Here is a 24,076-nt window from a genome sequence, read left to right as displayed (position 1 = left end):
TAGGATGTTATCTGAGTTGTTAGAACCTTCTCCGATGGGGATCAGACGATCTATACCGGCACGATTAACCTCGTGTAATTTCGCGAATGGGTATCATCCATATCTTGGATGACTTCTTTTTTTCAGGGTTAGCGGTCCGGTCATCATAACTATTATGGGTAACTTCTCATCATTGATGTTCAAATCCGTTATTTCCACGAAAAATCATGATAATATTACAGTTATTCTGGATGTTACACGAGGGATACCTTTATCATCAATTCGATACAAAACTAAATTGCATATTATGAAAGTAAGTACAAAGAAAAATGACGGAGTTTCCCCGGTTATCGGTACGATTCTCCTTGTGGCAATCACCGTTGTGCTTGTCGCAATCATCTCGGCTGTCGTAATGGGCATGACCGGGGACATTGGCTCAAGCTATGTCGTTGGTGTGAAAGTAACCCAAAATGCAACTTCTGATGGTTATGCCTTACTCACCATTACTGGTGGACAGAATACTGGCGATCTGAAAGCCCTGTATGTTTACAATGGGACATCCTCCACACCGATTACTGCAACTAATTTGGCTCTGAATGCTACACCAGTTGTAGGTATCCCGTATAACTATTATGTTGGAACTGGTCAGGTTGCCCTTTCAGTTGTAGGTAATTTTGCAGACGGTACTAACCAGACCATCTACACTGCAACTGTGAACTACTAATCTTACTAACGTAGATTATTCAGAAATCCCGCAAGGGGTTTCACACCTTTATTTTTCTCATCTTTTCTTAGCTCTGTTTTTCCGATCTATGGATTTTATCCTGTGCAAACCATAAATAATACTGAAAAACTGCATTTTTGGCATTTCGGAGATTATTATTTGGGAGTTACACGGTGTGATATTAGCCGAAAAAACAGAAGCAGTAATGAGATGTATCTCAATTTTGTGTACGGCATTAGTGTGGAAAAATAGAAAAATATCCCGCAGGAAGAGGTGAAATCACCTCTGTCCTGCAAGAAAACTCGCAAACCTTTGGTTTGCTCTCCGACTCGGGTCTACGACCCTCGTTTGTCGGCTCACCTCGCCCCTTCTACAAGTTTCCCAAAAAGCATTATGAGAAACCCGAGGAAGAGCATGATGAGCTTCCTAAGCCGGCGGGAGATCTGCATCTCCGCACCTCACGTTAGTTCAGGGCCGGCTTGGTGTCTGCCCAGGCGTCGACCGCTGCAAGGGTGGCGTCATCGGCATAGCCGGAGACGGTCATGGAGTCCCGGTTGAGGCTGATCTGGAAGGTGTCGGTCCCAAGCGTTGCGGAAATGCGGACGTTCCAGGTCGCTTCGGTACCGATTTCGGAGGTCTCTGCCGTACCGCCATTCCCGAATGCGGTCTTGAGATCCGCACTGCCGGTGAGGGCGGTGATTGCCGCGGCATACTCGGCCCGCGTGTATGCCGTAACCTGAACCTTGCCGTTCATTTCGGAGGTGTTCGGGTCGAAGTAGCCGACATAGGTCTTGTAGGTCTGCTTCCCGAGTTCGACTTCGGCAAGGCCGAGGGGGTTATCCACGCCGGTAATTTCTGCGACGATCGCATCATACGCGGCGGCGTTCGTAAACTCTGCGGTGAAGGTCCGCTTTGCGGACTTCGAGATTGCTGTCTGAATGAAATCTGCTGTCATGGTGGAGGGGATCCATCAAGGCCGCTGAAGGCGGCCGAGATGATGAGCAAATCTATGATTTGCGAGCGGGCAACCCCATAAGGGGTGGCCTTAGCCAAGCAAATCTTTGATTTGCGACCCGTCGAGGTCATCAAAGATGGCTAAGACAAGGCGCTTGTCGATAGACTTGCCGTACATATGCAGAACACACGTGATTTTTCTATCCTATTTGGAGGGGATCGTTGATCGGAATTCACGTGCCGTTTCACACATGCTATATGATTATTGGACAGAAAAGAATAAAAAATAAAGGAAATTTGCTCTCGCTTCGACAAAAACGAGAGATGATCTCACAACTCTGATGGTTCGAGAATCTTATCCGCCATACAGCTAGACGGATACTTGATCCCGTGACGATGAAGGGCCGTCTCCACCGAATGCCGGCTGCATCCGATTTGAAGAGCCACGGCAGAGACCCTCTTATGCTTCGCGAGCAGAGCCTTCAGCTTCTCCTTATCCAGAAGCTCAGGATAACTATACCAGTACCTCATCGGTCAGCCCCTCCTTCGGATCACTCTTTTCACAATATACCCTTTCGGGGTCGTCTTCATCGTAATATACTCCGGACGCTCCGCCACCGGCAGTCTCGCCTCCAGATCATCCACATTTACCGCTTCATACCTCTTGATCCGATCCCCGATCTGCGTCTTCACCGCCTCATAGATGAAACGGTTCGAGAGAAGTTTTACTGCGTCAGGAGCCGGGATATGCACAACCTCCGCAAAAAGATCCGGAAGACCGCTTCGAAGCGCCGGGATATCGACCTCCTTTTTCTGGGATTCCTCCAGCACCAGAACAAAATCCTCAGAAAGAAGACCGCCTGCCTTGATCTCATCAACGGTCTCGTTAAACCGGCGCTTGTAGACTTTCGCCAGATCATTTAAGGAACCGGCCATCAGCTGACAGTAGAACGCATCTTCGTATTCGTCCATTGGCACGGGAAACGCCGTCTCCAGAGCCACCCGGATCTCGTCAGCATTAAAGATAGTCATAGGTATCCTCCTGCAGTTCATTGATCCGTTCAATGATTGTCCTTCGCATATCGAGGTAGGCGAAGAACTGGATGTCGTCATCCGGAGAATCGATCCGCAGCGTCGGCGACCCACAGACCGGGCAGTTCACAATCGCTTGTTTCAGATCGCTGGTATCCTCGACCCAGACCTTTTCCGTAACCGAGTTCAGGCACACCGGGCAGGAGAACTTGATCCTCCGAAGGTATTCCGTTCCGGGTTTGCTCACAGGCCCACCTCCGAATAGGTTCGTCGGGAAACGATTCTGTGGATCGTGCTCTTGTTCACACCGAACGCCGCCGCAAGGATCCGCGGGGGTTCGCCTTCCGCGTATCTTCGTCGGATCTCCCCCACCTGCTCCTCCGTGAAGATTCGCTTTTTTCGTCCCGAAAGCGGATGGTTGTTGTCCCAGAACGGGATGAGCCGGAGGTTTGCAAGCCGGCAGTCCTCGATGTTCCCATTGATGTGATCGATCTGGAGGTTCAGATCGATCGGCAGATCGTCCATCGTTTTGCAGGTTCCGGCGATGTAGACGGCCCGGTGCTTGGTGACGTTGACTACATATCCCTTGTATCTGACCTGTGCGGACAGATATCCGTTGTTTTTTGGGAGGAAACAGAGAGGCTTTCCGGTGCTCCGGGAAATGATCTCGCCGTTTTCAGAATCGACACGCCAGGTTCCGGCAAGGATCTTCGAGAGGATGACCCGGTCGGCGATCCGCAGACCCAGGCAGGTTTTATGTTCCAGGATCATGCCTCCTCCGGGACTTCGCTGGCAAATCTGATGGTGAGGGTAAATGTTTCACCGCTGATGGCGGCAAAGGGAATACCATTATCTCTGAGTTGATCAGTGATGAGAGACGCAAGGTAGTTGTGCGTTCCATTGATGAGTCGAGCAGCACGATTGTTCCTTTTTGGATCGAAGGAGGTGATGATCGAATCGAGATAGGGCGATGCGTCGTAATCGGCTCTGCTCCATATCTGGTTTTTTGGCCCCCGGGTCATGGTCCACCTGTCGTGGGGGCGGTTGTTTTTTCTCTTTGCAGTGCACATTGTGTATTGCCTGTTCCCTGATTATGTTTACCGACAGTCATAGGGCAGGCATGTTGTTTTTTCATCATTTAGCAACTCCAGTGATTTTCGCGAAGTTTGGATGTTTTTGTTTGAACTTTTCTATGACATCACCTGAGATGTCCGGGTATTTCCTGCTGTGTTCTGCACACCGGTTGATGACGGCGGCTTCCGCGCTTTTTCTTCCGCCGAGAAGTCGGGCGAATTCACGTTCGTTGGTTATGTCGCCGAAGTAGAGGTCGTAGATGCGGGCGGTTTTTGCTTTCAGGTTTTCGGGAGCGGCCACATTTCCAGTCAGGGATTCTTCCATGAAGTTTACGATCATGGGTGATCCTTCTTTGCCGAACTGTTCTTTGAACTGATAGATGATCCCGGATTTGGATTCAGGGACGTAGACTCTGAATTCAGGCATTTGTCAGTGTTCCCCGTTTCATGTGTTCTCTGATGAGAGCGAGGATAACTTTCGAGGTCCTCGGGTTTGGATACTTTTTCGTGAATGCAGCGAACATCTTTTTGTCAGGGTCGCTGATCGTGAGGTTGAAATGGTTTTTCAATTTTTTATCACATCCCCTCTTTTACAGAGGTTTTTCCAGCAGTTTCACCGGGGTCATTTCCCCCTCGGCTGCATACAAAATAATTATTTTTCTATGCATATTAGTGTATGTTTTTTTGAAAAACGAGAGATTATTTCAATAATTGCAACATAATTTAGGGAAGTTATGGGGGCTGAGGTAACGTCGAAGTTGGGGGAAAGATGGTCCTTTTGGCCGGTCGGATTATGGTCGGCGGTTTGTTGATTTTTTTTCTTGGTATCACGCTTTTTTTGGTGGTTTTGGTTTTTCGGGAGATGTCTCCGAAATATATCTATTGTTGGATTGTGAGTATTTATACCTCCAACCACGCGGTGCGATAATGCCCCGGATTTTTGCAGATACGGGGTGGTCAGTGAGTGAGAAGAGGGTTTTACGATGCAAAAAATGAGGTTGGGAAGGCGGGGTGGACGCTGAAAGCGGACGCCCTCAGCTGAGGCGGATTGACGGCGCAGCCGGCGATCTTAGCTGAGCAAGTTTTCAAAGGAAACTTGCGAGTAAATCTTTGCCTTGCGAGGGTCGAAGACCCGAAGCGGAGAGCAAATCTCTGATTTGCGGTTCGCGCCGATTCGCGGTTGGTTTTTATCCTCATGTGTTCACACCCAACAAACTCCTTCCCGAATTGGTTTGAGATTAACACCGCGTAAGTCCTATTCAAAGTTGACGGGATTATTTGAAGTGTACAATTCTCGCAAATCTAACGATTTGCTCAGCTGAGGTCGTCGACTTGTTCACAAACCTTCGGTTTGCTCTCCTACTCGGGTCTACAGCCCTCACTTGTTCGCCACCCCGCCTCAACGCCGGAGTCGCGGCCCCACACCCCGCATAAAAAAATCTCCCGTTTTTCCACCCCTGTCCCCCTTTTCGTGAATTAAGTTGCTTTTCGTGCGATTCGGTGTTGGGGGACAGGGGAGGGCACTACATCTATCCCGCCCAACCGAATCTTTCTTTTTCGTGTTTTCGTGGACGTTTTCGTGAATTTCGTGTGAGGGCCGCTGATAGCAAGTCTGTCAACTAGCTCAGCTGAGGGCGGTCGAGTTCCACACCCAGCCTACCCTTCCCGAATTGGATTGAAGGTTTCCGATATCTTTTTTGAGACCCCTCTCCCGTGATCAATTTTCGATCATTTTTCCACTCGCAAATAGGCTTTTCGATTCCATTTTGACCTCCCGGGAACCATTTTTGATGAATTTTCGATGATGATTTTCGGCGGGTAAAAAATGAAATCGGCAGGATTCGGCGTATTTTGGTTTTCATTCGTTCATAATATATAAATTGATAGGGGGGCGCCTGGAAAAAACGATGCCCCTGGAAAAACTACCTACCTAGGTTGGTAGTACTTTAAATAGTAGTAATTTTTATTTTGATTCTTCTCTCTCTCTCTCTCTTCTGTACTGTACATAAAATAATAATACCTCTAGGCGCCTAAAAAAAAAGTGATTGATGAGAGATTTTCTTCCGCTCTAGGTCACTACCTAGGTAGGTAGTCTGGCAGGGGTCATCGTTTTTTTCAGGCGCCTGGGGTTTTCTTTATATAGTTTTGCTGTTTTGCCGGAGAAATCGGCAGCATCGGCGTATTTTTTGTTGGGTGATGGTTTTTTGCTGGTCAAAAGATGGGTGTTTTTGATCGGAGGAGGGTCATTTTCCAATCGAAATGATTGTTTTCGAGTGGAGGCGGAGGGGGATGTGGGGGTGTTTGGACTGCAGATATTCTCTCCATCTTACCCTGACATCAGGTATTTCGGCCAAGAACCCCCTCGTTACCGCGGATTTTCCATCTCGGCAGCATAGACCGCGGCGATCTCAGCACCATTCAATGGGAACGGCACTTCGGAGTATGATGACACATTGAATGACGGATTTTTATGATGGTCGCACTCGCTGAAGCAAGATATCTCTTCCTGACATGCTGCATCTTCTTCACAAGGGAGTGTATTTCTTTTTGATCAGGATATGTGTCCGAAAAATAATTGTCTTCTCATCAGATAGTTAAATCCTATGAACATATTTGCCTCTGTTTCAGATTGTGATGTGGTTTCAAATTGATTAGGAAAATGCCTTTTTTTTGTCAAGATTTTCATCCCCTTATCATAAAGAGTTAACCTTAATTTTTGTGAAGAAATGAGTAACTATAGTTATTGTATCTCTCTCATTTTGGAAATATGAGATAGATTCCATACATGACCAGTTCATGTCTGCTATTCTGTATATCCTCCACTTTCAAGAGTGTGGATTGCCGTAATTTCCTCGGAGGTCAGCGGGAAGTCAACCTCGTGCTGCATTTCTGTCGTAAAATTGCCGTTTTCAATCTTCCAGCGGGTAACATCGTAACGTGATCGTGTAGGGGTATTGAGAGGCAGATTCTCATTTATCGGCCCGCGTATAGTGCCGCTATTCCTGCCGTAAATATACAGTTTGGATCGCTCCTGCGGAGATGTGCCTCGTTGGTCATACACACCTGTTATATGATACCATTTTCTCTCAAGACTCGAAACATGGTATTCAACCTGTGTGGATGGAGTTTCACCTGTTTTTTCAAAATAGAAGACCATCTGAAAACCATGAGTAGTTGGGTTTGAAAATTGCAGTCTCCATACTCTGTCGGTATATCCAGTGCCGCCAACACCATCGCTATACCCGCGTCCTGCAATGGGCCACACATTAGTTGTATAGGTTTCATTACTCTTCACCCACGCCATCGCCGTAACCCCCGGATCTCTTACTGCAAGTATCATCGAGCTTGTTCCAACCTCTCCCGAAGTAACATTCCGGATATCCAGCCGAACCGTGTATGTTCCAGCGGTATTATACACAAACGACGCCGCTTGCGTATCGGCCGTCTGTCCATTTCCGCAGGTCCAGGAAAACTCCAGGTCAGGCGAACTTTCTTCGGCCGTGAACTCCACCGTCGTTTGGTCGGAATCTTGATCGAGAACGACCCACACATCGGCAAGATCCGCAATCACGTCGGGGAGAGGTTTTGCACCCGACACGCCGACCTTCACCTGACTTGTCGCATTCTTTCCCTCCGTTACTTCGGCCGTAAATGCTGCATTTATCCGGGAGGTATTGATTGAGTAAAACTGTTTTTCGGCAATAACGACAGCCCCTCCACTCCCGGTATATATGACGGACACCAAATTAAGGGGCTCTGTTGTCCCTCTGTCCCAGACAAGTGTTGTGCCCGGAGAAAAATCCACAACATCTCCCTGAAATTCCCGGGTCTGGTCAACAACGTTTACCAAAATTGCATATTCTCCGGCAGGAAGCGTATCTCCCGAAAAATGGGTCAGAGTGATAATACCGTTCTTCTCTGAAATGGTGATTCCGGCAATTGGCGCAGAATCTACATTCCCCAGAGAAAAAATCCCGGCTGCAAAAATGCCAATGAGAAGTATCGTGAGCGCAAGAATCAATAGTGCGGCGATAACGGGAGATACCCCGTTGTCTTTCATGCCGCATAGCCGAATCATAACACACTGTATTTCTCTCCGAATCATATACTCCTTTGTGAAGGAATCTTTTCTTCTCGGGAAAATATATAACTGCAACATACAAATTACTGTTAATCTTTATCTCTGCAGCAACGTGTTGCCGGGATGCATGCAGGAATATGGCTGATGTTTGGCAGAAAGAACAAGGAAGAGGCACAAGAGGAAATACCTGACACCCTCCCGGAGTATGATTTCGAACGGGACGGGTCTTTAGTCTCTCCCAAACTCCGTAAAACGGACGAAATTCTCGAAGCCTACTGGATAGAGCCGGGTCTTACCCGTGTCACCATCATCAGAACCGCCGAGTATGAAAATGTCTATATCGCCCATGAACCTGCTCTGACGCATTTCGAAGCCGAACTTCTCGAACGTCTTCAGCCTGCCGTTCGTGATCTGCTGATCATGAAGGATATCGAACTGAACGATATGATGGAGGTCCTGTATGAATCGATCGACCTCCTTCTCGATTCCTATGATCTGAATATTACCAATGCCACCGTATATAAGATGCGGTATTATCTGAAACGCACGTTTTTCGGGTGGGGGCGTGTTGATATCCTTCGCGGGGACCATGACATCGAGGATATTTCCTGTTCCGGGTATGATCTGCCGGTCTATCTGTATCACCGTAAATACCGGGATATCAAGACCTCGATCTTCTTCACCGATCCGCGGGAACTGGACAGTCTCGTTGTTCTGTTTGCCCAGAAAGCAGGAAAACACATCTCCCTTTCCAATCCAATCGTGGATGCTACCTTGTCCGACGGATCGCGTATCCAGCTGACCTACAGTACGGTGGTCTCGACGCGCGGGTCTTCCTTTACCATACGTAAGTTCAGAAAGAATCCGTTCTCGCCGATCGATCTTCTGGTCAACAACACGTTTACGATCGATGAGATGGTCTATCTCTGGATGGCGGTCCAGTATAACTACTCCATTCTGATCGTCGGAGGAACGGCTTCCGGCAAGACGACTACGCTGAATGCTATTTCCCAGTTCATCCCCGCTCTTTCTAAAGTGGTGTCCATCGAGGATACCCGCGAGATCATGCTGGAGCATGACAACTGGATCGCGAGTCTCGTGCCGCTTTCATCGGGTGCTGTCAGCGCCGCACAGCGGGACATCACCATGTTCGATCTGTTAAAAGCTGCGATGCGTCAGAGACCCGAGTACATCCTTCTTGGCGAGGTCCGCGGTATCGAGGCCCAGACGCTTTTCCAGGCGATGAACTCGGGACACACGACGTATTCCACTCTGCACGGCGGTGACGTGGCAATGGCGATTCACCGTCTGGAGAACCCCCCGCTGGATGTGCCGAAAGCAACGATCGAAACCCTCGATATTGTGTTATGTCAGGGAAGTATGTTTAGGAACAAGAAGCAGGTTCGCCGGTGTAAGGAGATCACCGAGATCGTGGGTATGACCGATAAAGGCGAGCTTGAGATCAACACGGTGTTTCTGTACAACTTCCAGAGAGATACCCCCAGTTTCTCCGGCACGTCCCAGGTCTATGCATCGATCGCTGAAAAGACCGGCATGAATATGACAACGATGGGCGATGAACTCCGTAAGCGTACTGCCGTTTTACAGGCGATGCTTGATCAGGATATCAGGGATTACCGGGATTTTGCACGGATCGTCTGGCTGTTTCTCTCAAGACCCAAGTATGTCATGGCGAACGTCGGCGATCTTGTTCAGATTCTTCCAGGGAAGTGCAAACGTCATGAGTCTCTGGCCAACCTCCCGATTCCGAAAGATGAGTATCCGGAGCTGGTGGATGGACCTTCGGAGTCCGATGCAGCATACGGGGTTGGTTCCTCTGTCTCCGATCGCGAGACTAGTGTCGATCCATCCGGTGTCTGCTATATCCCGCAACCCGTGGGGCAGGCTGACGAACCTGCGAAAGAGACTATGCCCCTCACGAAAACAGTGCCCGTTTCCGGCGAACAGACGCCGATCGTTCGTTCCGTGCCGATTGATGATTCCGGCGCTGCCGGGTTAGAGTCCACCCCCGAACCTAAGGAGCCTGCTTTCACACTCCCCCCCAAACCCGTTCCCGAATCCACTGAGCCTGCATTCGTTCTTCCCCCCAAGCCTGCAGATGAATCCGGTGAACCTCTGGCCGATCTTTCCACCGAATCCACCGAACCGGGAGTCGACTACCTTCCCGAACCTACTTCCGAATCCACTGAGCCTGGAGTCGATCTTCCCCCAGAGCCGGCTCCTGAATCAACCGAGCCTGAAGTAAAGGAAGAACCAGTTGTAGAAGAGCGGCTTTTCTATGACGTCCCGGTCGACACCCCCTCCGAAGAGGAGATATTTGGCCCGGCGGAACCGGATCCGCTCTTCGAAGTTGCCCCGGACAAAGATATCTCATCCTTTGATCTGTATGCAGATGAACAGACCTCCGGGTCAGCCCCGGAAAAGAAGCAGCAGTAGGCCATGAGAAATCCCTTAACTCCATCTCCGGAACGCATTCGAGCTCTTGAAAAGGAACTCTTTTCGGCCCGTATCGATATCGATGTCAAGGGACTCGTTCGTTATGCACGGGTATTTGGTTTCATTGCCAGTATTCTCATTGTTTTCGCCCTCATCGTTATCGATGTTTTCTTCTTTCCGGTTGCAAATCTGTTCACGGACCCGGAGTATATCATCTTCACGTATCCTCTGACGGCCGGGATCGCTGTTCTTGCTAATGTTGCCGTCTATTATGCCATTATCTCCTACCCGAAGCTGGAAATGCGGAGCCGGAAACGGTTCATCGAAGCATCCATGTATGAAATGGTATCGTTCATGTATGCTCTGCACCACTGCGGGGCAACCCTGTATGCATCCGTTCATTCCATTGCCAAGTATGCGGATTTCTACGGCGATGCAGCAAAAGAGTTCCGTCAGGTAGTTTCCGATATGGATTTCTGCGGCTATGACCAGTTCACTGCCATCCAGCGGCTTGCCGATACCACGCCTTCCGACAAACTTCGGTTCTTCCTGTCGGAATTGTCTTCAACGTACCGGTCGATCGGTAATGCCGAAGTGTTTCTGCACGGCAAACTTCAGGAGATGCAAAAAGAGAGCGAGGTAGCTCAGAGAAGCTACCTCTCCTCGCTTGGGGCGATCGCCGAGATGTATATCACCCTTTTCGTCGCGGGTCCTCTGTTCGTGGTGATCGTTATTATGGTCATTGGGCTCATCTCGGGGTCGGACCCGATGATCCTTGCGATCGTCGTTTATCTGATGCTTCCGATTGGAACGGTGATTTTCCTCCTTCTTCTGGATGCTCTCGGCCAGACCTACATCATCAAACGCGTTCAGATGCCAAGGTCAACAGTGCCTCTGTATCCTCAGCTTACAATAGTGGAAGCAGAAGAGGATGAAACACCCCTCTTTGAAAAACTGAAAAAATACGACAAACGCCTGAAATACATGGAGTTCATTCGTCACCCGCGGCTGGCTATTCGTGAGGAACCGGCGCTTGTTTTCGTGTTCAGTATCCCTCTGTCGCTGATAACGGGTGTTGTTCTTTACGTTTCCACGGTAAAGGTATTCTTCAATCCGTATATGATCTATCAATGGGGTATGGCCGTCGATGACGTGGTCGTGGTCATGCTTTTGGTAGCTCTCATGCCGTATGCAATAAGCTACCGGAATTACGTCCGCAGAATAGATAAGGTGGAAGGCGCTCTTCCCGATTTCTGCAGGCAGCTGAGTTCTCTGGTAAAGTACAATATGACGCTGACCCACGCCATTGAACTCACCGCACAGGAAGGAAAAAGTTACATACAAGAGGATATCCGCATTCTTTCCCGTGATCTTCTGTGGGGCGAGAAGCTTTCTTCCGCATTAAAGCGGTTTGCGGACCGTATGAAAAATCTGTCCGTCGACCGTCTGGTCATTCTCCTCTCCCAGACCGAGCATTTCACAAATGATCTATCGCTTACGATCGACCTGCAGTATCATGAAGCGAAGGCCCGCGAGTCTCTGAAAAGGGAAAGAAAGAGCGACATGGGCGTGTATGTCGTCATCGTTTTCATGGCGTTCGCGGTATTTGTGTTCGTTCAGGTCATCATGTCGGAGGTTTTTCTCAATATTATGATGGAAAATTCCGAAGCTCTCTCGTATCTCAGCTCCAGTTCGGGAGCCGGGTTTCCCGCCCAGACGTATCAGATGATCATTTATCATTCGATCCTTATTCACGGATTCTGTTCCGGGCTTGTGGCCGGTATGATGGGTACGGGCTCTATTAAAGGGGGTATCCAGTATTCGTGTATTATGCTCGCTCTTGGAGCCATCGCATTTATCGTTATTAGCATGGTTATGTAGGGTCCGAGTCCAAGTAATAACCATTATGTTCGTATAAAACAATGTAATAGGGTGCTAAAGTGTAGCATGACACACCGTGTCATGCCCCCATCTGCAGAGGACTTAACCATATGTTCTGGAATGAGAAGATGGAAACCCTGTCCGGCCAGGCTCTTGAAGAGCTTCAGCTCAAACGTCTCAAGGAGACGGTTGCACGGACGCAGAATATCGGTTTCTACAATACCCTGTTCAAAGATGCGGGAATAACCCCGTCTGATATTAAATCACTAGATGATCTGGCAAAGATTCCGTTCACGAAGAAAGCGGATCTCCGTGGGGGATATCCGTTTGGCTTTTTAGCGGTGCCAATGAATCAGGTCAACCGTATTCATACAACATCCGGAACGACCGGGAAACCGACGGTCGTTGCCTATACGAAAAACGATCTCAATATGTGGTCGGAACTTATCGCACGGAACCTGACGATGGTGGGGCTTAGAGCCGGCGATATTTTCCAGAATGCATCGAACTACTCTCTTTTTACCGGCGGGCTCGGCATCCATATGGGGGCTGAGAAGATCGGCTGCGCTGTTGTGCCGTCAGGCGTCGGCAATACAAAACGGCAGATCGAGATGATCCAGGATTTCAAGGTCAAGGGTCTTCACTGCACGCCGAGCTATGCGATGCATCTGACCGAGGTGGCTGAGGAAATGCATGCGGATCTTGCTTCGCTTGAGATCGGCTGTTTTGGTGCGGAAGCCTGGTCGGAGAATATGCGCCGCGATCTGGAGAACCGTCTCGGTCTCAAGGCCTACGACAGTTACGGGATGAGTGAACTTTTCGGTCCGGGCGTTGCCTTTGAATGCCCCGAACAGGACGGTCTGCATATCTGGCACGACTGTTATATCGTCGAGATCATCGATCCTAAGACCGGCGAGGTGCTCGGTCCCGAAGAGAAGGGAGAAATGGTCGTGACCCCGATCGTGAAGGAGGCCATGCCTCTCTTAAGATACAGGACCGGCGATATCACGATGCTCATGGAGGATGAGTGTCCGTGCGGCCGTGGTCAGAAGATCGCAAGACTGCTTGGAAGAAGCGATGATATGCTGACGGTCCGTGGGATCAATGTTTTCCCGAGTCAGATCGAGCATGTACTGAAAAACATCCCCGAAGTGGGCGATCAGTTCATAGTCTACATCGATCGGGTGAACCATCTTGATGAGATGATGATCGAGGTGGAGATGAATAAAAACATCTTCTCGGGAGAACTTCAGGATCTCTCGAAGCTGCAGACGAAGATCATGAAGGCCCTGCAGGACACGCTTACGCTGCGTGCCAGAGTCGAGCTTGTAGAGCCGGGGTCTCTCCCCCGCTTTGAAGGGAAAGCAAAGAGAGTCGTTGACCGGAGGGTCATTTAAGTATGGCGTATTATAACGAAAAGATCGAAACGATGCCCAAAGATGAGCTTTCGAAGCTCCAGTATCAGGAACTGAAAAAACTGGTCACGCGTCTCTACGATTCATCGGCCTTTTACCATAAGAAGATGGACGAGACGGGTGTGAAACCCGCAGACATCACCTCCATTACCGATATCACGAAGCTGCCTTTCATGAAAAAGACGGATCTCCGTGATAATTACCCGGACGGACTCGTCTGTGTCCCGCACGAAGATCTGGTCAGGTACCATGTTTCATCCGGAACGACCGGCAAGCCGACGGTCGTTGCCTACACGCAGAATGATATCGATCTCTGGAGCGAGTGTGTTGCCCGCTCGCTTGTTTCGTGCGGGGTCGGAAGAAAGGACGTTTTACAGGTCTGCTACGGATACGGTCTTTTTACCGGCGGTCTCGGGCTGCATTACGGTGGAGAAAAAGTCGGTGCGACGGTGATCCCGGCATCCACCGGAAACTCCGAGCGGCAGATCGAGCTTATCCAGGATCTTAAAACGACGGCGATAGCCTGTACTCCTTCTTACTTCATCCATCTGATCGACGTTGCCAAAAAAATGGGTGTCGACTTCAGCAAAGACACGGTTCTTCGAACAGCAGTTCTCGGCGCCGAGCCGTGGACGGATGCGATGCGCCGGTATATCTATGCCGAGTCCGGCGTTACGGCACATAACATCTTTGGTACGTCCGAGATTTCCGGCCCGATGTTTACGGACTGCAGCGAACTGAACGGTATGCATATCTGTGGAGATATCGCATACACCGAGATCATCGACCCGAAGACCGGCGAGCAGCTTCCCCCCGGAGAGAAGGGAGAACTGACTATCACGGTCCTGAAAAAGGAGGCGATCCCGATGATCCGGTATCGGATCGGGGATATTACATCTATTATTGAAGGAGATTGTGCCTGCGGCAGAACTTCCCCGCGGATCGACCGTCTGCAGGGCAGGGTCGACGATATGCTGATCATCCGCGGGATTAATGTCTTCCCGTCGGCTATCGAGCATGCCCTCTTGAAAAACCCGTATCTCACGAGCCATTTCATGATCGAAGTGTTCAGAACGGGCCCTCTTGATGATATGCTCGTAAAGGTAGAATTAAAGCCTGATGCGATGACAGATAGTATTAACGGTCTCATGGAGATGCAGATGCGTACCGAGCGTGCTCTTCGGGATGCTTTGAATGTCTCTGCCAAGATCGAGCTCTGTCCGCCGAACTCCCTCCCGCGTTTTGAGGGTAAAGCAAAACGTGTAATCGATCATCGGGTGATCTAAATGACGGAAAAATACATCATCAAACAGTTGTCGATATTTTCAGAGAATAAGGCTGGAAAACTTGCCGCGATCGCGAAGATCTTTCTTGACACGGGCGTATCCATCCAGGCTTTCAATATTGCCGAAGCAAATAACTTCGGTGTCGTCCGGGCGATCGTGGACAAGCCGGAGATCGCGTTCAATGAGTTTGCCAAGCAGAATTACGCTTTGCAGTACACGGATGTCCTCGCAATCAAAATGAAGGATGTGCCGGGCGGCCTCTATGAAGTGGCAAATCTTCTCGGCGGTCTAGGCATCAACATCGAGTATGCGTATGCATTCCGTTCCGGAGACTACGGCGCATTGATCGTGAAAGTGACAAATCCGCGTGAAGCCGCATTAAAAATCGTGGAAGCCGGCATCGAGCTGCTTCCGGCGAAAGACTACAACTTCTGATCTGAATACTTATTCTCTATTTTTTATTCAGAAATAGGACTTACGCGATGCGATCTTAACCGGAAAAAACAATAGTTCTTATGAGATGTACTTCGATTTCGTGTACGGTATTCGTTTTGACACAAGAGAAAAATCAACCGCGAATCGGCGCGAATCCGCCCTTCGGGCGAGGCGAATCGGATTTGCTGATCCTCACTCTCGCTCGTTGGGTCTAGTCGCAAGGCAAAGCCTTGCTCCGCTAAGGTCGTCGACTTCGTCGCCAACCCGCTCGACCCAACGGCTCGTCCCTTTATCGGGAACGTTCGGGCAAATCCTGTCGCCGCCCCAGCGGCTCCCGATAGTAATTTTTCCCCCTCTTTTTCATTAAAAAAACTCCCTGAATATTTCCCTCAGGAGGCGCTGGGGCGCCGACAGGATTTGCCCGAACGTTCCCGATGAGGGATGAGAAAGACAGCGAAGTTGGATTGTGAAAGTGAGGCACAGTAAATCCGATTTTGGGAGCAAGCCAACGGCTTGCGGGATTCAAGCGAGGGGCGAAGACCCGAAGCGGAGAGCAAAGCAAAGCTTTGCGGTTCGCGCCGATTCGCGGTTGGTTTTTTCTCATGTGTCCACACCCAGTAATACCCTTCCTGAATTGGATTAAGGAGAACACCGCGTAAATCCTACTAAAAAAAAGAATGAAGGGTTCTATCCTTTCCGCACCGCATCGCGGTTCTGCCGGTAGGCTTTCTCTTTTGGATCAAGTTTCATTGCCTGCTCGAATGCAGAGATTGCATCTTCTTTCCGGCCAAGATACGCAGAAGCCGCGCCTTTCAGGCTCCAGCTTTCGGCATCGTTTGGATCGAGCAGAAGGACTTTTTCTATTGATGCAAGACCTGCTTCAAAATCTTCGCTTCTGATCAGGAGATTTGCCTGCAGTTTCAGCAGGCGGCCGTCATCCGGCACTGATGAAAGCCCGGTTTCCATGGTTTCTTTCGCCTTTGCCGCATTCCCGAGTAGGGATTCTGCGTGAGCTTTGTGCAGATAGGCAAGCGCACAACCCGGATCGATCGCGAGGGCCTGTTCTGCCGTCTGCCGGGCTTCGTCTGGGTTACCTGCAAAGATGAGGTAACCTGCTTTGTTTGCTAAGAGGGTCGGGGAGTATGGGGCACTCGCTAAAGCATCAGATGCCGCATTCACTGCCTCGGTGTATTTCCCGGATTCGGCAAGAAGTCTGGCACGCTCTGCGGAAAACCGGTAATCTGCGGGAAACAGTTTTCCGGCCGTGATGTGTGTTGCCAGTGCTTCTTTTCTTTCGCCGGTCTTTTCAAAGAGCCGGGCAAGATTATACCAGACATCAGGAATACCCGGCCGAAGTTTGACCGATTCCTGATAGCAGAATATGGCTCCTTTCTCATCGCCGGAGATCATCCGTTGGGCTGCTTCCTTACACCAAAGAACCGGGTCAGATGGGTTAGTGACACTAGGTTTTCTGCTCACTTTTTCTCCCACCGGAGAAGCTGCGAGAGACTGCCGAGCGTCCCGCCTCTCCGAATCTCTTCACGGATCCTGACCTCGGTTTTTTGGACTTCGACCGCACGCCGTGCGACCTCGTATGCCCGTTCCCGTGGAATAACGACGACACCGGACTGATCGCCGATCAGCCAGTCTCCCGGCCGAACGGTTTGACCGCAGCAGGAGATGTCGGCGTTGATCTCGCCGAATCCTTTGGGTTCGCCTGCATTTGGCTGGATACCCGTTGCATAGACGGGAGTTTCAAGCGTGACGATATCATCCCAGTCACGTACGGCCCCGTCGATAATGATCCCCGCGACCCCTTTGTTCTCAGCCGAACGCGTGGCAAGTTCGCCCCACGGCGCTATGTCGGTTCTTTTGTCATTGCTGATGACGAGAACATCTCCCGGTATGCATTCATCGATCGCCTGGACCGGTTTGGACCAGTCGCCGCCGAATGTCTGTACGGTGACCGCTTTTCCGATCATCTTCTTTGGAACATACTGAACGGTAAGACCGCTCATCGCTCCTTTTCGGTAGAGGGCATCCGTAACGTTCGGGGCCGAGACCTGTTCGAGAAGTTCGCGGATCGTGTCATCCAGACTGGTTTTCACGGTCGTTCCTTCTGCAGGATGATCAATCGCATCCCGAACATTTCGGGCAGCTTTGGTGACGTCGGCTGCTTTGATGATCGACCCGCCAACGATCACGATGTCTGCTCCCCTTGCCGCAGCCTTGGATGCAGTTTCTGCATTCAGTCCGCCGGCTACGGCTATTTCGAGCGGAAGATCCCCGAGTTTATCCAGAATATCCAGCGGATCTTTCCCCTCCATCTGCTGGTCGATACCTACATGGGCATTGATGATCTGGACTCCAAGGTCGGCGAGCTCTTTCGCACGTGTAACCACGTCCTCGACATTCATCATGTCTGCCATGATCTGCACTCCGTAAAGGGATGCCCCGCGAAGGGCGTCGATGATGACCGCGTTATCCGTATTTGCAAGGACGCAGACGATATTTGCTCCGGCCTTTGCTGCCATCTCGACTTCCATGCCGCCGGTATCGGCTGTTTTCAGGTCGGCGACGAGTGTTGTGGTCGGAAACTGCGCCCTAAGGGCGCGAACTGCCTGCATTCCTTCGCTTTTTACCAGGGGGGTGCCTATTTCTATCCAGTCGGCACCGCCTGCCAATGCCTCTTCTGCTATTTTTTGGGCCCGGGTAAGCTCGGTTACGTCAAGGGCCACCTGGAGGATAGGGCTTTGCATGGAGAATAGTTTGGAAGGAGAAGGGGATAAGGCTGGTGGGTGAGTAAAAGATATCCTGAGGTTTCAGCGGCGCAGAATTCCCGTCATATCCTGAGAGGGTTCTGTTTTATCGAATCATCATTTTAAAAAAGGAGGAAGAAATGTGACAGGGTCACAGGTATTACAGCAGAATTTTCCTATTTAACGGTATCTTTTTTCAAGAAGGAAACACCGTGCATTGGAAGTTTCGGGAGAACACGATTCTTGTACTGTTAATAATTTTGAAAGTAGTGACGCCACAGGTATCTCACACCCTCCCTCGTAGAGCTCTGCCGTGTCGGCATTACACGTCGGGCGTTCCGGATAGTGATAAGGGATATGATTTTCCCTGGTAAAACTTGTCCGCTTTAGTTCGGCGATTACATTTGTCATTTTTCATACATCCCAGTGTCATTAAGCCCCTGAGTCCTGAGTTCAGAGACAATAGGTAATATATATGTTATTATATTTAAAATATTCTTTTTTAAAAAATTATGTTATATTTATACTTTATTATTAATTAGCGTTTTTGGATGAAAAATAGGATAATTTAGGTTCACTGCTCCGATGCCGGGCTGCGTCTTTCCGGCGCGTTTTGCTCGTCATGGATATGTATCTCGTCTCTTCAGAATCTTCCAAAAATAGTCTGACAACTCATGTTAATTGAACAAAAAATGTCCCTGACATACTGTTATGAATATTAAAAACAAACTATACATCGTACTTGAGGATATGACCCCGCAAATCTATTCCGATACCCAACTTGTCATGAACGGGAAAATCTACAATTCTGAAGAGAATTGTTACGGGAACGGCTGGAACTGGGATGCGGGGTCTCGTGTTCTTTCACTGAATTCATATCATGGATCCGGGATCGACTGTTATGGGGATATCTCTATCATTGCCTCGGGTGCAGAAAATACCATCATTGGGAAACATCGTCCGGGGATACGTGTGCGAAATGGTGGTCTGACTATTTCGGGTGAAGGATCGCTTATCCTTTCCGAAAGTGAAACCGGCATATGTGTTGATTTTGGAACATTATCTATAACGTCGGTATATGTGGGCATCACCGGGGTGGCCTGCGGGATCCATGCCAAAAAAGGCATCGCGATCTCCGGCTCGACCATCAGTATACTCTCTAAAGATACCGGTATCAGATCCGGTGCCGGCATAACTGCGGATACATCTTCTCTAAAGATTATTGCGGCCGGCACGGGTATAGAGTGTTTTGGCGGCCTCGAACTGGATGGGGGCACTCATCTCATTGAGGCGCCGGACGGAATGGGGATACATGTGCGTGATGGTTCATGTACCCTCAAAAACTGTTTCCTGCGGGCAGCTTCCCGAAAAATCGGGATCATCTCTGAAAAGGGAGATCTTCATCTCTCTTCTGTCACCGCAGAGATCGGTGCCGGAACCGGCATTTCAGTTGGTGGATCCCTTATCGGAACGGATCTTCATCTCTTCATCAACGGTGAGGATGCCGGGATTCTCGTTGAAGGGGAAATCTGCCGTCTCTTTGATGGGAGTTGTGCGGTTTTTGGCAATTCGGCATTATCCTTTTCACATGACGCTGTATTTACGCAGATGAATGTCACGGTCGAAGGAGAAATCACCGGGATCTTGATCGGTGCGGGCTTTTGTTTGGAAGACAGTTCCGTTTCCGTCATCAGCGGAAAAGAGATCGGCGTTCGTGTCGGAACAGATATGCACTTTTCCGGCAGGAGTCTGGAGATACGTGGTCGAACCGGCCTTGTCGTTAACGGAAATCTCGAGGTTTCGAACGGAACCCTCACATCGATCAATGAAGGCACCGGGATCGATGTCAAAGGGACATATATCCAAAACTCCGGCATGATCTGCGGCACCGGTATGGCCGGGGATGGAATATGCGTCGCAAAAAAAATGACTGTGTACGGCGGGAAGATCGAGGCAACCGGCTATACGACCGGTCTTTATGTTCATGATGATCTCAGGCTTACGTCGGGCCTGCTGACCGCTTCTGGAAAGACCGGGCTGAAGATAGACGGATCCATCGAAGATCTCGGGGGGTATCTTACCGTCTTTGGTGATGAATTTGGTCTGTACGTTTCCAACGGTGCCGCCAGTTTTAATGATGCCGTCGTTGATATTGCCGGGGATGTTGCATTGTATGCCGGGAATACCGTCAACATTTCCGGCGGAGCGGTTCAGATTTCAGGTCGTTACGCAGGCATTTTCTCCTGCAGCGGCGACATTCAGATCCACAGCGGCATGCATGACATTTCTGCAGATATCTACGGGATACTGATCACCTCGGGTTCGATCTATGCAAAAGGGGGATCTCTTCAGATCAGAGCAACCGACATCGAAGAAAATTCCTCTGGTATATGTCTTGGAAGCGGCGATCTTATCGTTTCCGGGACTCATCTGGATATTGTTGGCGGCATGTACGGGGTGAAAGGCGAACAAAGTACTGTAACGGTCGCGAATTCCGGTCTTGATGCCGAAGGGGCTATCTACGGGATTGCCGTAAAGCGTCTTTCATTCACGGGGTGCAATCTTACCGCCTATGGTAAAAAAGCCGCTCTCTCTCTGGAAGATGCCACGACGCTCGGTGAAAAAGATACGATTGTCACCTGTGGTAAATCCATGGGTGGTGCCGAACCCTGCCCGTATACCGATCAGAAGTATGTTCACCTCTATCCGAGGCATTTTGCGCGGCTCATCATCCCGGCAACGGTCGAAAGTCTGGAGCAAATCGTCGAATGGGTGGATACTGCTCTTCGTCCAAACGGTGTTGCCGAACCCTTCATCTCAAAGATGACGCTGGTGATCGAAGAATTGTTTGTCAACATCGTCAATTATGCCTACCCGAATGAAACCGGTTCAGTGACCTTTATGATGCATATCGGCCCTTGCCTGAAACTGATCATTACTGATCTGGGGGTGCCGTTTAACCCGCTTGAGTATGCAGAGCCGGATGTTACGCTGCCGATCGATGACCGAAACGTCGGCGGCTGGGGTATTTTCCTGTCCAGAAAACTGACCGACAGAATCACGTATGAACGTGTGAACGGGACGAATGTTCTGACTGTATACAAAAAAATCTACTCTTAGTGTCTAAAAATGGGGGAACTACATCTATGAAAATCATAAAAACTGTTAATGAATCCAACCTGATCCTTGAGCTGGATGGGAAACTGGATGCCCGAAACGCTCCTGAGTTTCGGAGGTGCGCAGAGTCGTCCCTTGACGGGATAACTACCATTACGCTCAATTTTGCAAAACTCACCTACATGTCCAGCGTTGGTCTTTCGATCATCCTGACCTTGAAAAAGAAGCTTGGTCCGAAAGGGACCCTGCAGATAATCAACGCACGCGGTCTGGTCCGCGAAGTTTTTGAGATCTCGGGGTTTGACGATCTTCTGGTAAAAGAGTAAAGAGAAAAAAACTGTGTTTTGGGATTTCATTCCCATCTTTATTCTTCTTGGGTGTATCTGACAGCGAGCATCGTCATATCGTCCGTCTGTCCACGGTTCCCGGTGAAAACGTTTACATCATCGATTACTGAATTAATCATAGTTTTTGGATCGTCTGATTTTTCAACGATCGAAAGGAGCCGGTACACTCCATACATTTCGCCATGTTTGTTTTGCGCCTCCGTTACTCCGTCGGTGTACATACATAGCGTATCATTTCGCTTCAGAACAGTTCGCTGATCGATATATTCGTGGTCCATGATTCCAAGTCCGGGTGCTTTCTCGCATACAACCAGGGTGCAGATTCCTGCTCTGCAAAGTATCGGCGGATTGTGTCCGGCACATGCGTAGGTAAAACGACCACTTTTTATGTTGAGTATCCCGAGAAAAACCGTGACGAACCTGCATGCGTCATTATTTTTCATGATTTCTCGATTAACGATCGTCAGCATTCTGCCGGGCTGCGTGAATAATGTCCGCACTGATATTTTGATCATGGTTTTGACACGCATCATCATGAGTGCTGCGGAAATCCCCTTGCCCGATACATCGGCGATGACAATCGCAAGATGATAGTCCCCGATTCTGATAATATCATAGAAGTCTCCGCCGACCAGTTCTGATTCAGAGATGGCTGCGTGTATTGTTACACCGGTGATGTTTTCGAATAAATCCGGATCCGGAAGTATGCTGGACTGTACATCCTTTGCAAGGCGCATCTCTTCATCGATATGGATCTGCTTGATGGCCTTATGTATCCCGTAAAAAACCTGCATATAGAGCAGGATAACCATGATGATGAAAATGATTCTGGTGGTGATCTCCGGAATGAAAAATACGGTTCCTTCCTGACTATTCCACAGACAGGATAGTACGGCATAGGCCAGATAGACCGCGATAGGAATGAAGAGAACATCTCGAAAATCCCCCTGCAGGTCTCTGTTTGTTTCCTGGATTGTTTTGATCTGGAAACGACTCACCAGCATCAGACCAATGGTCAGAGCGATCAAAATCAGAATGCAGGCTGCAAACTTCAGCTGATAGAGATCCCATGGGAACATCATGTGAATGATGCTAAAAGAAAGGTCACAGATGCTTAAGCCGATAAAAAGAATATAAGATGCTATAAAGAGCTTGGAAGATGAGGTTCCCCGGTACATCTTCCAGGATACAAAAACAAACCAGACACCGACGACGGTCACAAACAGACAGTCGGCAAGTAAAGAAATAAAATCATATCCGCTTGGTATAAGAAAGACACACGCCTCGTAGACAACATCCACAAAAGAGGTGAGAACGACCAGCGTCAGGAATCCTCCAATCCAGAGTAATGCTGTGTGCAGACCGGAGTATTTTCGTGTCAGGGTCAGATTCACCATGACCGCACAAAAAATCCAGACGAGGGCAATCATGCACATGGAGCTTACCCAGTTCAGGAGGAAATCATTCATACGCTATCAGAATATACAATAGGTATGGTTAACACATAATATTTTACCTCCATATTTTTAGAGAAAAATCCATCAGAGGACTCGTCATTTTTTGGTATGGATTCTGTCATCCGGCAGTTCCCAGATCCTGTTTCCAAGAAAAAGGAAAACGATCCCTCCAAAAAATAATCCGGCTACTGCCGCCAGTCTCCACATATTCTCGCCGTACACCTCATCCACGGGAAATCCAAGGCCGATAAACAGCAAAAGAAGCAGAGATACGGTCAGGATTCCTGCCCCGCAGATGCTGATGATCCGTTTTTTTGTCGTTTCTGAAAAGCGTACCGGATAATCCAGAATCAGCAGAATCAGCATCAGGGATGAAAGACCGTAGATCCATTCTGAAATCGATAAGAGCTCGTGAAGATACATGGTCCCAAAATAATTCGCCCATGGCCCGGTAAGAAACAGATCCCAGATGAGATATTTTACGAGAAGTATGGTTCCGGCTCCCATCAGAATCATCCCCGTTCCTGTCAGGATCCGTTTAACCATCTTCCCCTTGGCGAGATACTGACCCAGATAACGGTATAAAACGACTATCACTGCCGTTCCTGCGATCACTGCCAGTATCCATGATGCGAGATACAGATAGGGAAGATACCCATCGGGTATCGGAGGATAGACCTCTGATGACGGCGGGAAAGGTCCGAGAAACGGCCAGAACCAGTTTACGGGTGTTTCCCACATGACATCTCCGAGCTGATGGATAAGAACGCCCGCTCCTATGCAGAGAAGCAGGATATTTTTCCGGTATTTGTACCAGATCAGCAGTCCGATGATGATCAAAATCACTGCCAATGTCAGTGTATGGGCATAGATCCGTCCATAGTTTATACTGTCGGAAAGAAGGATCTGTCCTAGCGGTTTGTCTAGAAGATCCGGTATAATCGCTCCGACCCCTGCGTAAAGCACGGCCCATTTATTCGAAAGAAGCACGGCGAGGATTATTCCTGCGGCCAGACCGAGAAATAGATGATGAAAAATCAGCATATCTTCTGCATAAGATCCGGCGTTTTCTTCAGCTC

21 protein-coding genes are annotated in these 24,076 nt (G+C 49.3%); 8 read left to right on the top strand and 13 right to left on the bottom strand.

Going from position 1 to position 24,076, the window contains the following annotated elements:
• Nucleotides 1-286 precede the first annotated feature (286 nt).
• Nucleotides 287-703, top strand: a complete 417-nt coding sequence (locus tag MLAB_RS09990; RefSeq protein WP_048062107.1) for a type IV pilin — start codon at nt 287-289, stop codon at nt 701-703.
• Nucleotides 704-1,166: 463 nt separating this feature from the next.
• Here the strand turns inward: MLAB_RS09990 and MLAB_RS07765 are convergent, their stop codons facing one another.
• From MLAB_RS07765 to MLAB_RS07725, 9 genes are all read right to left on the bottom strand, one after another.
• Nucleotides 1,167-1,658: a hypothetical protein gene (locus tag MLAB_RS07765; RefSeq protein WP_011833833.1), complete on the bottom strand. Its 492-nt coding sequence runs from the start codon at nt 1,656-1,658 to the stop codon at nt 1,167-1,169.
• Nucleotides 1,659-1,987: 329 nt separating this feature from the next.
• The gene (locus MLAB_RS07760) at nt 1,988-2,188 is read right to left on the bottom strand and encodes a hypothetical protein (RefSeq protein ID WP_048062106.1); all 201 of its coding nucleotides are present in this window, start codon (nt 2,186-2,188) and stop codon (nt 1,988-1,990) included.
• 3 nt (nt 2,189-2,191) lie between these two features.
• Nucleotides 2,192-2,689 (bottom strand): hypothetical protein, encoded by a 498-nt coding sequence (locus tag MLAB_RS07755; protein ID WP_011833832.1) that lies wholly within the window; start codon nt 2,687-2,689, stop codon nt 2,192-2,194.
• Nucleotides 2,676-2,936 (bottom strand): hypothetical protein, encoded by a 261-nt coding sequence (locus tag MLAB_RS07750; protein WP_011833831.1) that lies wholly within the window; start codon nt 2,934-2,936, stop codon nt 2,676-2,678. Before MLAB_RS07750 ends, MLAB_RS07755 begins: the two co-directional genes overlap by 14 nt.
• On the bottom strand, nt 2,933-3,460 hold the full coding sequence (locus MLAB_RS07745; protein ID WP_011833830.1) for an HNH endonuclease: 528 nt from the start codon (nt 3,458-3,460) through the stop codon (nt 2,933-2,935). Before MLAB_RS07745 ends, MLAB_RS07750 begins: the two co-directional genes overlap by 4 nt.
• Nucleotides 3,457-3,711, bottom strand: a complete 255-nt coding sequence (locus MLAB_RS07740) for a hypothetical protein (RefSeq protein ID WP_143702793.1) — start codon at nt 3,709-3,711, stop codon at nt 3,457-3,459. Before MLAB_RS07740 ends, MLAB_RS07745 begins: the two co-directional genes overlap by 4 nt.
• 112 nt (nt 3,712-3,823) lie before the next feature.
• A complete protein-coding gene (locus MLAB_RS07735) occupies nt 3,824-4,189 on the bottom strand; it encodes a hypothetical protein (RefSeq protein WP_011833829.1) in 366 nt (121 codons plus the stop codon).
• Nucleotides 4,182-4,331: a hypothetical protein gene (locus tag MLAB_RS09885; RefSeq protein ID WP_187146116.1), complete on the bottom strand. Its 150-nt coding sequence runs from the start codon at nt 4,329-4,331 to the stop codon at nt 4,182-4,184. The genes MLAB_RS07735 and MLAB_RS09885 overlap by 8 nt, the downstream gene beginning before the upstream one ends.
• A 2,234-nt stretch (nt 4,332-6,565) precedes the next feature.
• Entirely contained in the window at nt 6,566-7,840 is a 1,275-nt protein-coding gene (locus MLAB_RS07725; RefSeq protein ID WP_187146115.1) for a type IV pilin, read from the bottom strand.
• 126 nt (nt 7,841-7,966) lie between these two features.
• On the opposite strand from MLAB_RS07725, the gene MLAB_RS07720 reads away from it, so the two are divergent.
• From MLAB_RS07720 to MLAB_RS07700, 5 genes are all read left to right on the top strand, one after another.
• Nucleotides 7,967-10,300, top strand: coding sequence for a type II/IV secretion system ATPase subunit (locus tag MLAB_RS07720; RefSeq protein WP_052289000.1), 2,334 nt, complete (start codon nt 7,967-7,969; stop codon nt 10,298-10,300).
• Between the two features lie 3 nt (nt 10,301-10,303).
• On the top strand, nt 10,304-12,181 hold the full coding sequence (locus MLAB_RS07715) for a type II secretion system F family protein (RefSeq protein WP_011833826.1): 1,878 nt from the start codon (nt 10,304-10,306) through the stop codon (nt 12,179-12,181).
• A gap of 110 nt (nt 12,182-12,291) precedes the next feature.
• Nucleotides 12,292-13,578 (top strand): phenylacetate--CoA ligase family protein, encoded by a 1,287-nt coding sequence (locus MLAB_RS07710; RefSeq protein WP_011833825.1) that lies wholly within the window; start codon nt 12,292-12,294, stop codon nt 13,576-13,578.
• Nucleotides 13,579-13,580: 2 nt separating this feature from the next.
• Nucleotides 13,581-14,882, top strand: a complete 1,302-nt coding sequence (locus MLAB_RS07705) for a phenylacetate--CoA ligase family protein (RefSeq protein WP_011833824.1) — start codon at nt 13,581-13,583, stop codon at nt 14,880-14,882.
• A complete protein-coding gene (locus MLAB_RS07700; protein ID WP_011833823.1) occupies nt 14,883-15,317 on the top strand; it encodes an ACT domain-containing protein in 435 nt (144 codons plus the stop codon).
• 687 nt (nt 15,318-16,004) lie between these two features.
• Here MLAB_RS07700 and MLAB_RS07695 read toward each other — a convergent pair.
• Both MLAB_RS07695 and MLAB_RS07690 read right to left on the bottom strand, forming a co-directional pair.
• Nucleotides 16,005-16,796 (bottom strand): tetratricopeptide repeat protein, encoded by a 792-nt coding sequence (locus MLAB_RS07695; RefSeq protein WP_143702792.1) that lies wholly within the window; start codon nt 16,794-16,796, stop codon nt 16,005-16,007.
• Entirely contained in the window at nt 16,793-18,076 is a 1,284-nt protein-coding gene (locus MLAB_RS07690) for a bifunctional hexulose-6-phosphate synthase/ribonuclease regulator (protein WP_011833821.1), read from the bottom strand. Before MLAB_RS07690 ends, MLAB_RS07695 begins: the two co-directional genes overlap by 4 nt.
• Before the next feature lie 750 nt (nt 18,077-18,826).
• On the opposite strand from MLAB_RS07690, the gene MLAB_RS09450 reads away from it, so the two are divergent.
• Together MLAB_RS09450 and MLAB_RS07680 are read left to right on the top strand one after the other, a co-directional pair.
• Nucleotides 18,827-21,196 (top strand): ATP-binding protein, encoded by a 2,370-nt coding sequence (locus MLAB_RS09450; RefSeq protein ID WP_187146114.1) that lies wholly within the window; start codon nt 18,827-18,829, stop codon nt 21,194-21,196.
• Between the two features lie 26 nt (nt 21,197-21,222).
• Nucleotides 21,223-21,519, top strand: coding sequence for an STAS domain-containing protein (locus MLAB_RS07680; RefSeq protein ID WP_011833819.1), 297 nt, complete (start codon nt 21,223-21,225; stop codon nt 21,517-21,519).
• A 38-nt stretch (nt 21,520-21,557) separates the two neighbouring features.
• On the opposite strand, the gene MLAB_RS07675 is transcribed toward MLAB_RS07680, so the two are convergent.
• On the bottom strand, nt 21,558-23,009 hold the full coding sequence (locus MLAB_RS07675; RefSeq protein WP_048062103.1) for a PP2C family protein-serine/threonine phosphatase: 1,452 nt from the start codon (nt 23,007-23,009) through the stop codon (nt 21,558-21,560).
• Nucleotides 23,010-23,093: 84 nt separating this feature from the next.
• Nucleotides 23,094-24,041, bottom strand: coding sequence for a metal-dependent hydrolase (locus MLAB_RS09445; RefSeq protein ID WP_011833817.1), 948 nt, complete (start codon nt 24,039-24,041; stop codon nt 23,094-23,096).
• Nucleotides 24,042-24,076 lie beyond the last annotated feature (35 nt).

It is taken from the genome of Methanocorpusculum labreanum Z (assembly GCF_000015765.1).
Taxonomy (GTDB): Archaea; Halobacteriota; Methanomicrobia; order Methanomicrobiales; family Methanocorpusculaceae; genus Methanocorpusculum; species Methanocorpusculum labreanum.
Note: the sequence above shows the minus strand (reverse complement) of the source record. Positions and strands in the feature narration are given on the sequence as shown.

Bases quoted from the DNA above. Each gene is read 5' to 3' on its own strand.
- MLAB_RS09990 (WP_048062107.1), top strand. From the start codon at position 287: ATGAAAGTAAGTACAAAGAAAAATGACGGAGTTTCCCCGGTTATCGGT.
- MLAB_RS07765 (WP_011833833.1), bottom strand. From the start codon at position 1,658: ATGACAGCAGATTTCATTCAGACAGCAATCTCGAAGTCCGCAAAGCGG.
- MLAB_RS07760 (WP_048062106.1), bottom strand. From the start codon at position 2,188: ATGAGGTACTGGTATAGTTATCCTGAGCTTCTGGATAAGGAGAAGCTG.
- MLAB_RS07755 (WP_011833832.1), bottom strand. From the start codon at position 2,689: ATGACTATCTTTAATGCTGACGAGATCCGGGTGGCTCTGGAGACGGCG.
- MLAB_RS07745 (WP_011833830.1), bottom strand. From the start codon at position 3,460: ATGATCCTGGAACATAAAACCTGCCTGGGTCTGCGGATCGCCGACCGG.
- MLAB_RS07740 (WP_143702793.1), bottom strand. From the start codon at position 3,711: ATGACCCGGGGGCCAAAAAACCAGATATGGAGCAGAGCCGATTACGAC.
- MLAB_RS07735 (WP_011833829.1), bottom strand. From the start codon at position 4,189: ATGCCTGAATTCAGAGTCTACGTCCCTGAATCCAAATCCGGGATCATC.
- MLAB_RS07725 (WP_187146115.1), bottom strand. From the start codon at position 7,840: ATGATTCGGCTATGCGGCATGAAAGACAACGGGGTATCTCCCGTTATC.
- MLAB_RS07720 (WP_052289000.1), top strand. From the start codon at position 7,967: ATGCATGCAGGAATATGGCTGATGTTTGGCAGAAAGAACAAGGAAGAG.
- MLAB_RS07715 (WP_011833826.1), top strand. From the start codon at position 10,304: ATGAGAAATCCCTTAACTCCATCTCCGGAACGCATTCGAGCTCTTGAA.
- MLAB_RS07710 (WP_011833825.1), top strand. From the start codon at position 12,292: ATGTTCTGGAATGAGAAGATGGAAACCCTGTCCGGCCAGGCTCTTGAA.
- MLAB_RS07705 (WP_011833824.1), top strand. From the start codon at position 13,581: ATGGCGTATTATAACGAAAAGATCGAAACGATGCCCAAAGATGAGCTT.
- MLAB_RS07700 (WP_011833823.1), top strand. From the start codon at position 14,883: ATGACGGAAAAATACATCATCAAACAGTTGTCGATATTTTCAGAGAAT.
- MLAB_RS07690 (WP_011833821.1), bottom strand. From the start codon at position 18,076: ATGCAAAGCCCTATCCTCCAGGTGGCCCTTGACGTAACCGAGCTTACC.
- MLAB_RS09450 (WP_187146114.1), top strand. From the start codon at position 18,827: ATGACCCCGCAAATCTATTCCGATACCCAACTTGTCATGAACGGGAAA.
- MLAB_RS07680 (WP_011833819.1), top strand. From the start codon at position 21,223: ATGAAAATCATAAAAACTGTTAATGAATCCAACCTGATCCTTGAGCTG.
- MLAB_RS07675 (WP_048062103.1), bottom strand. From the start codon at position 23,009: ATGAATGATTTCCTCCTGAACTGGGTAAGCTCCATGTGCATGATTGCC.
- MLAB_RS09445 (WP_011833817.1), bottom strand. From the start codon at position 24,041: ATGCTGATTTTTCATCATCTATTTCTCGGTCTGGCCGCAGGAATAATC.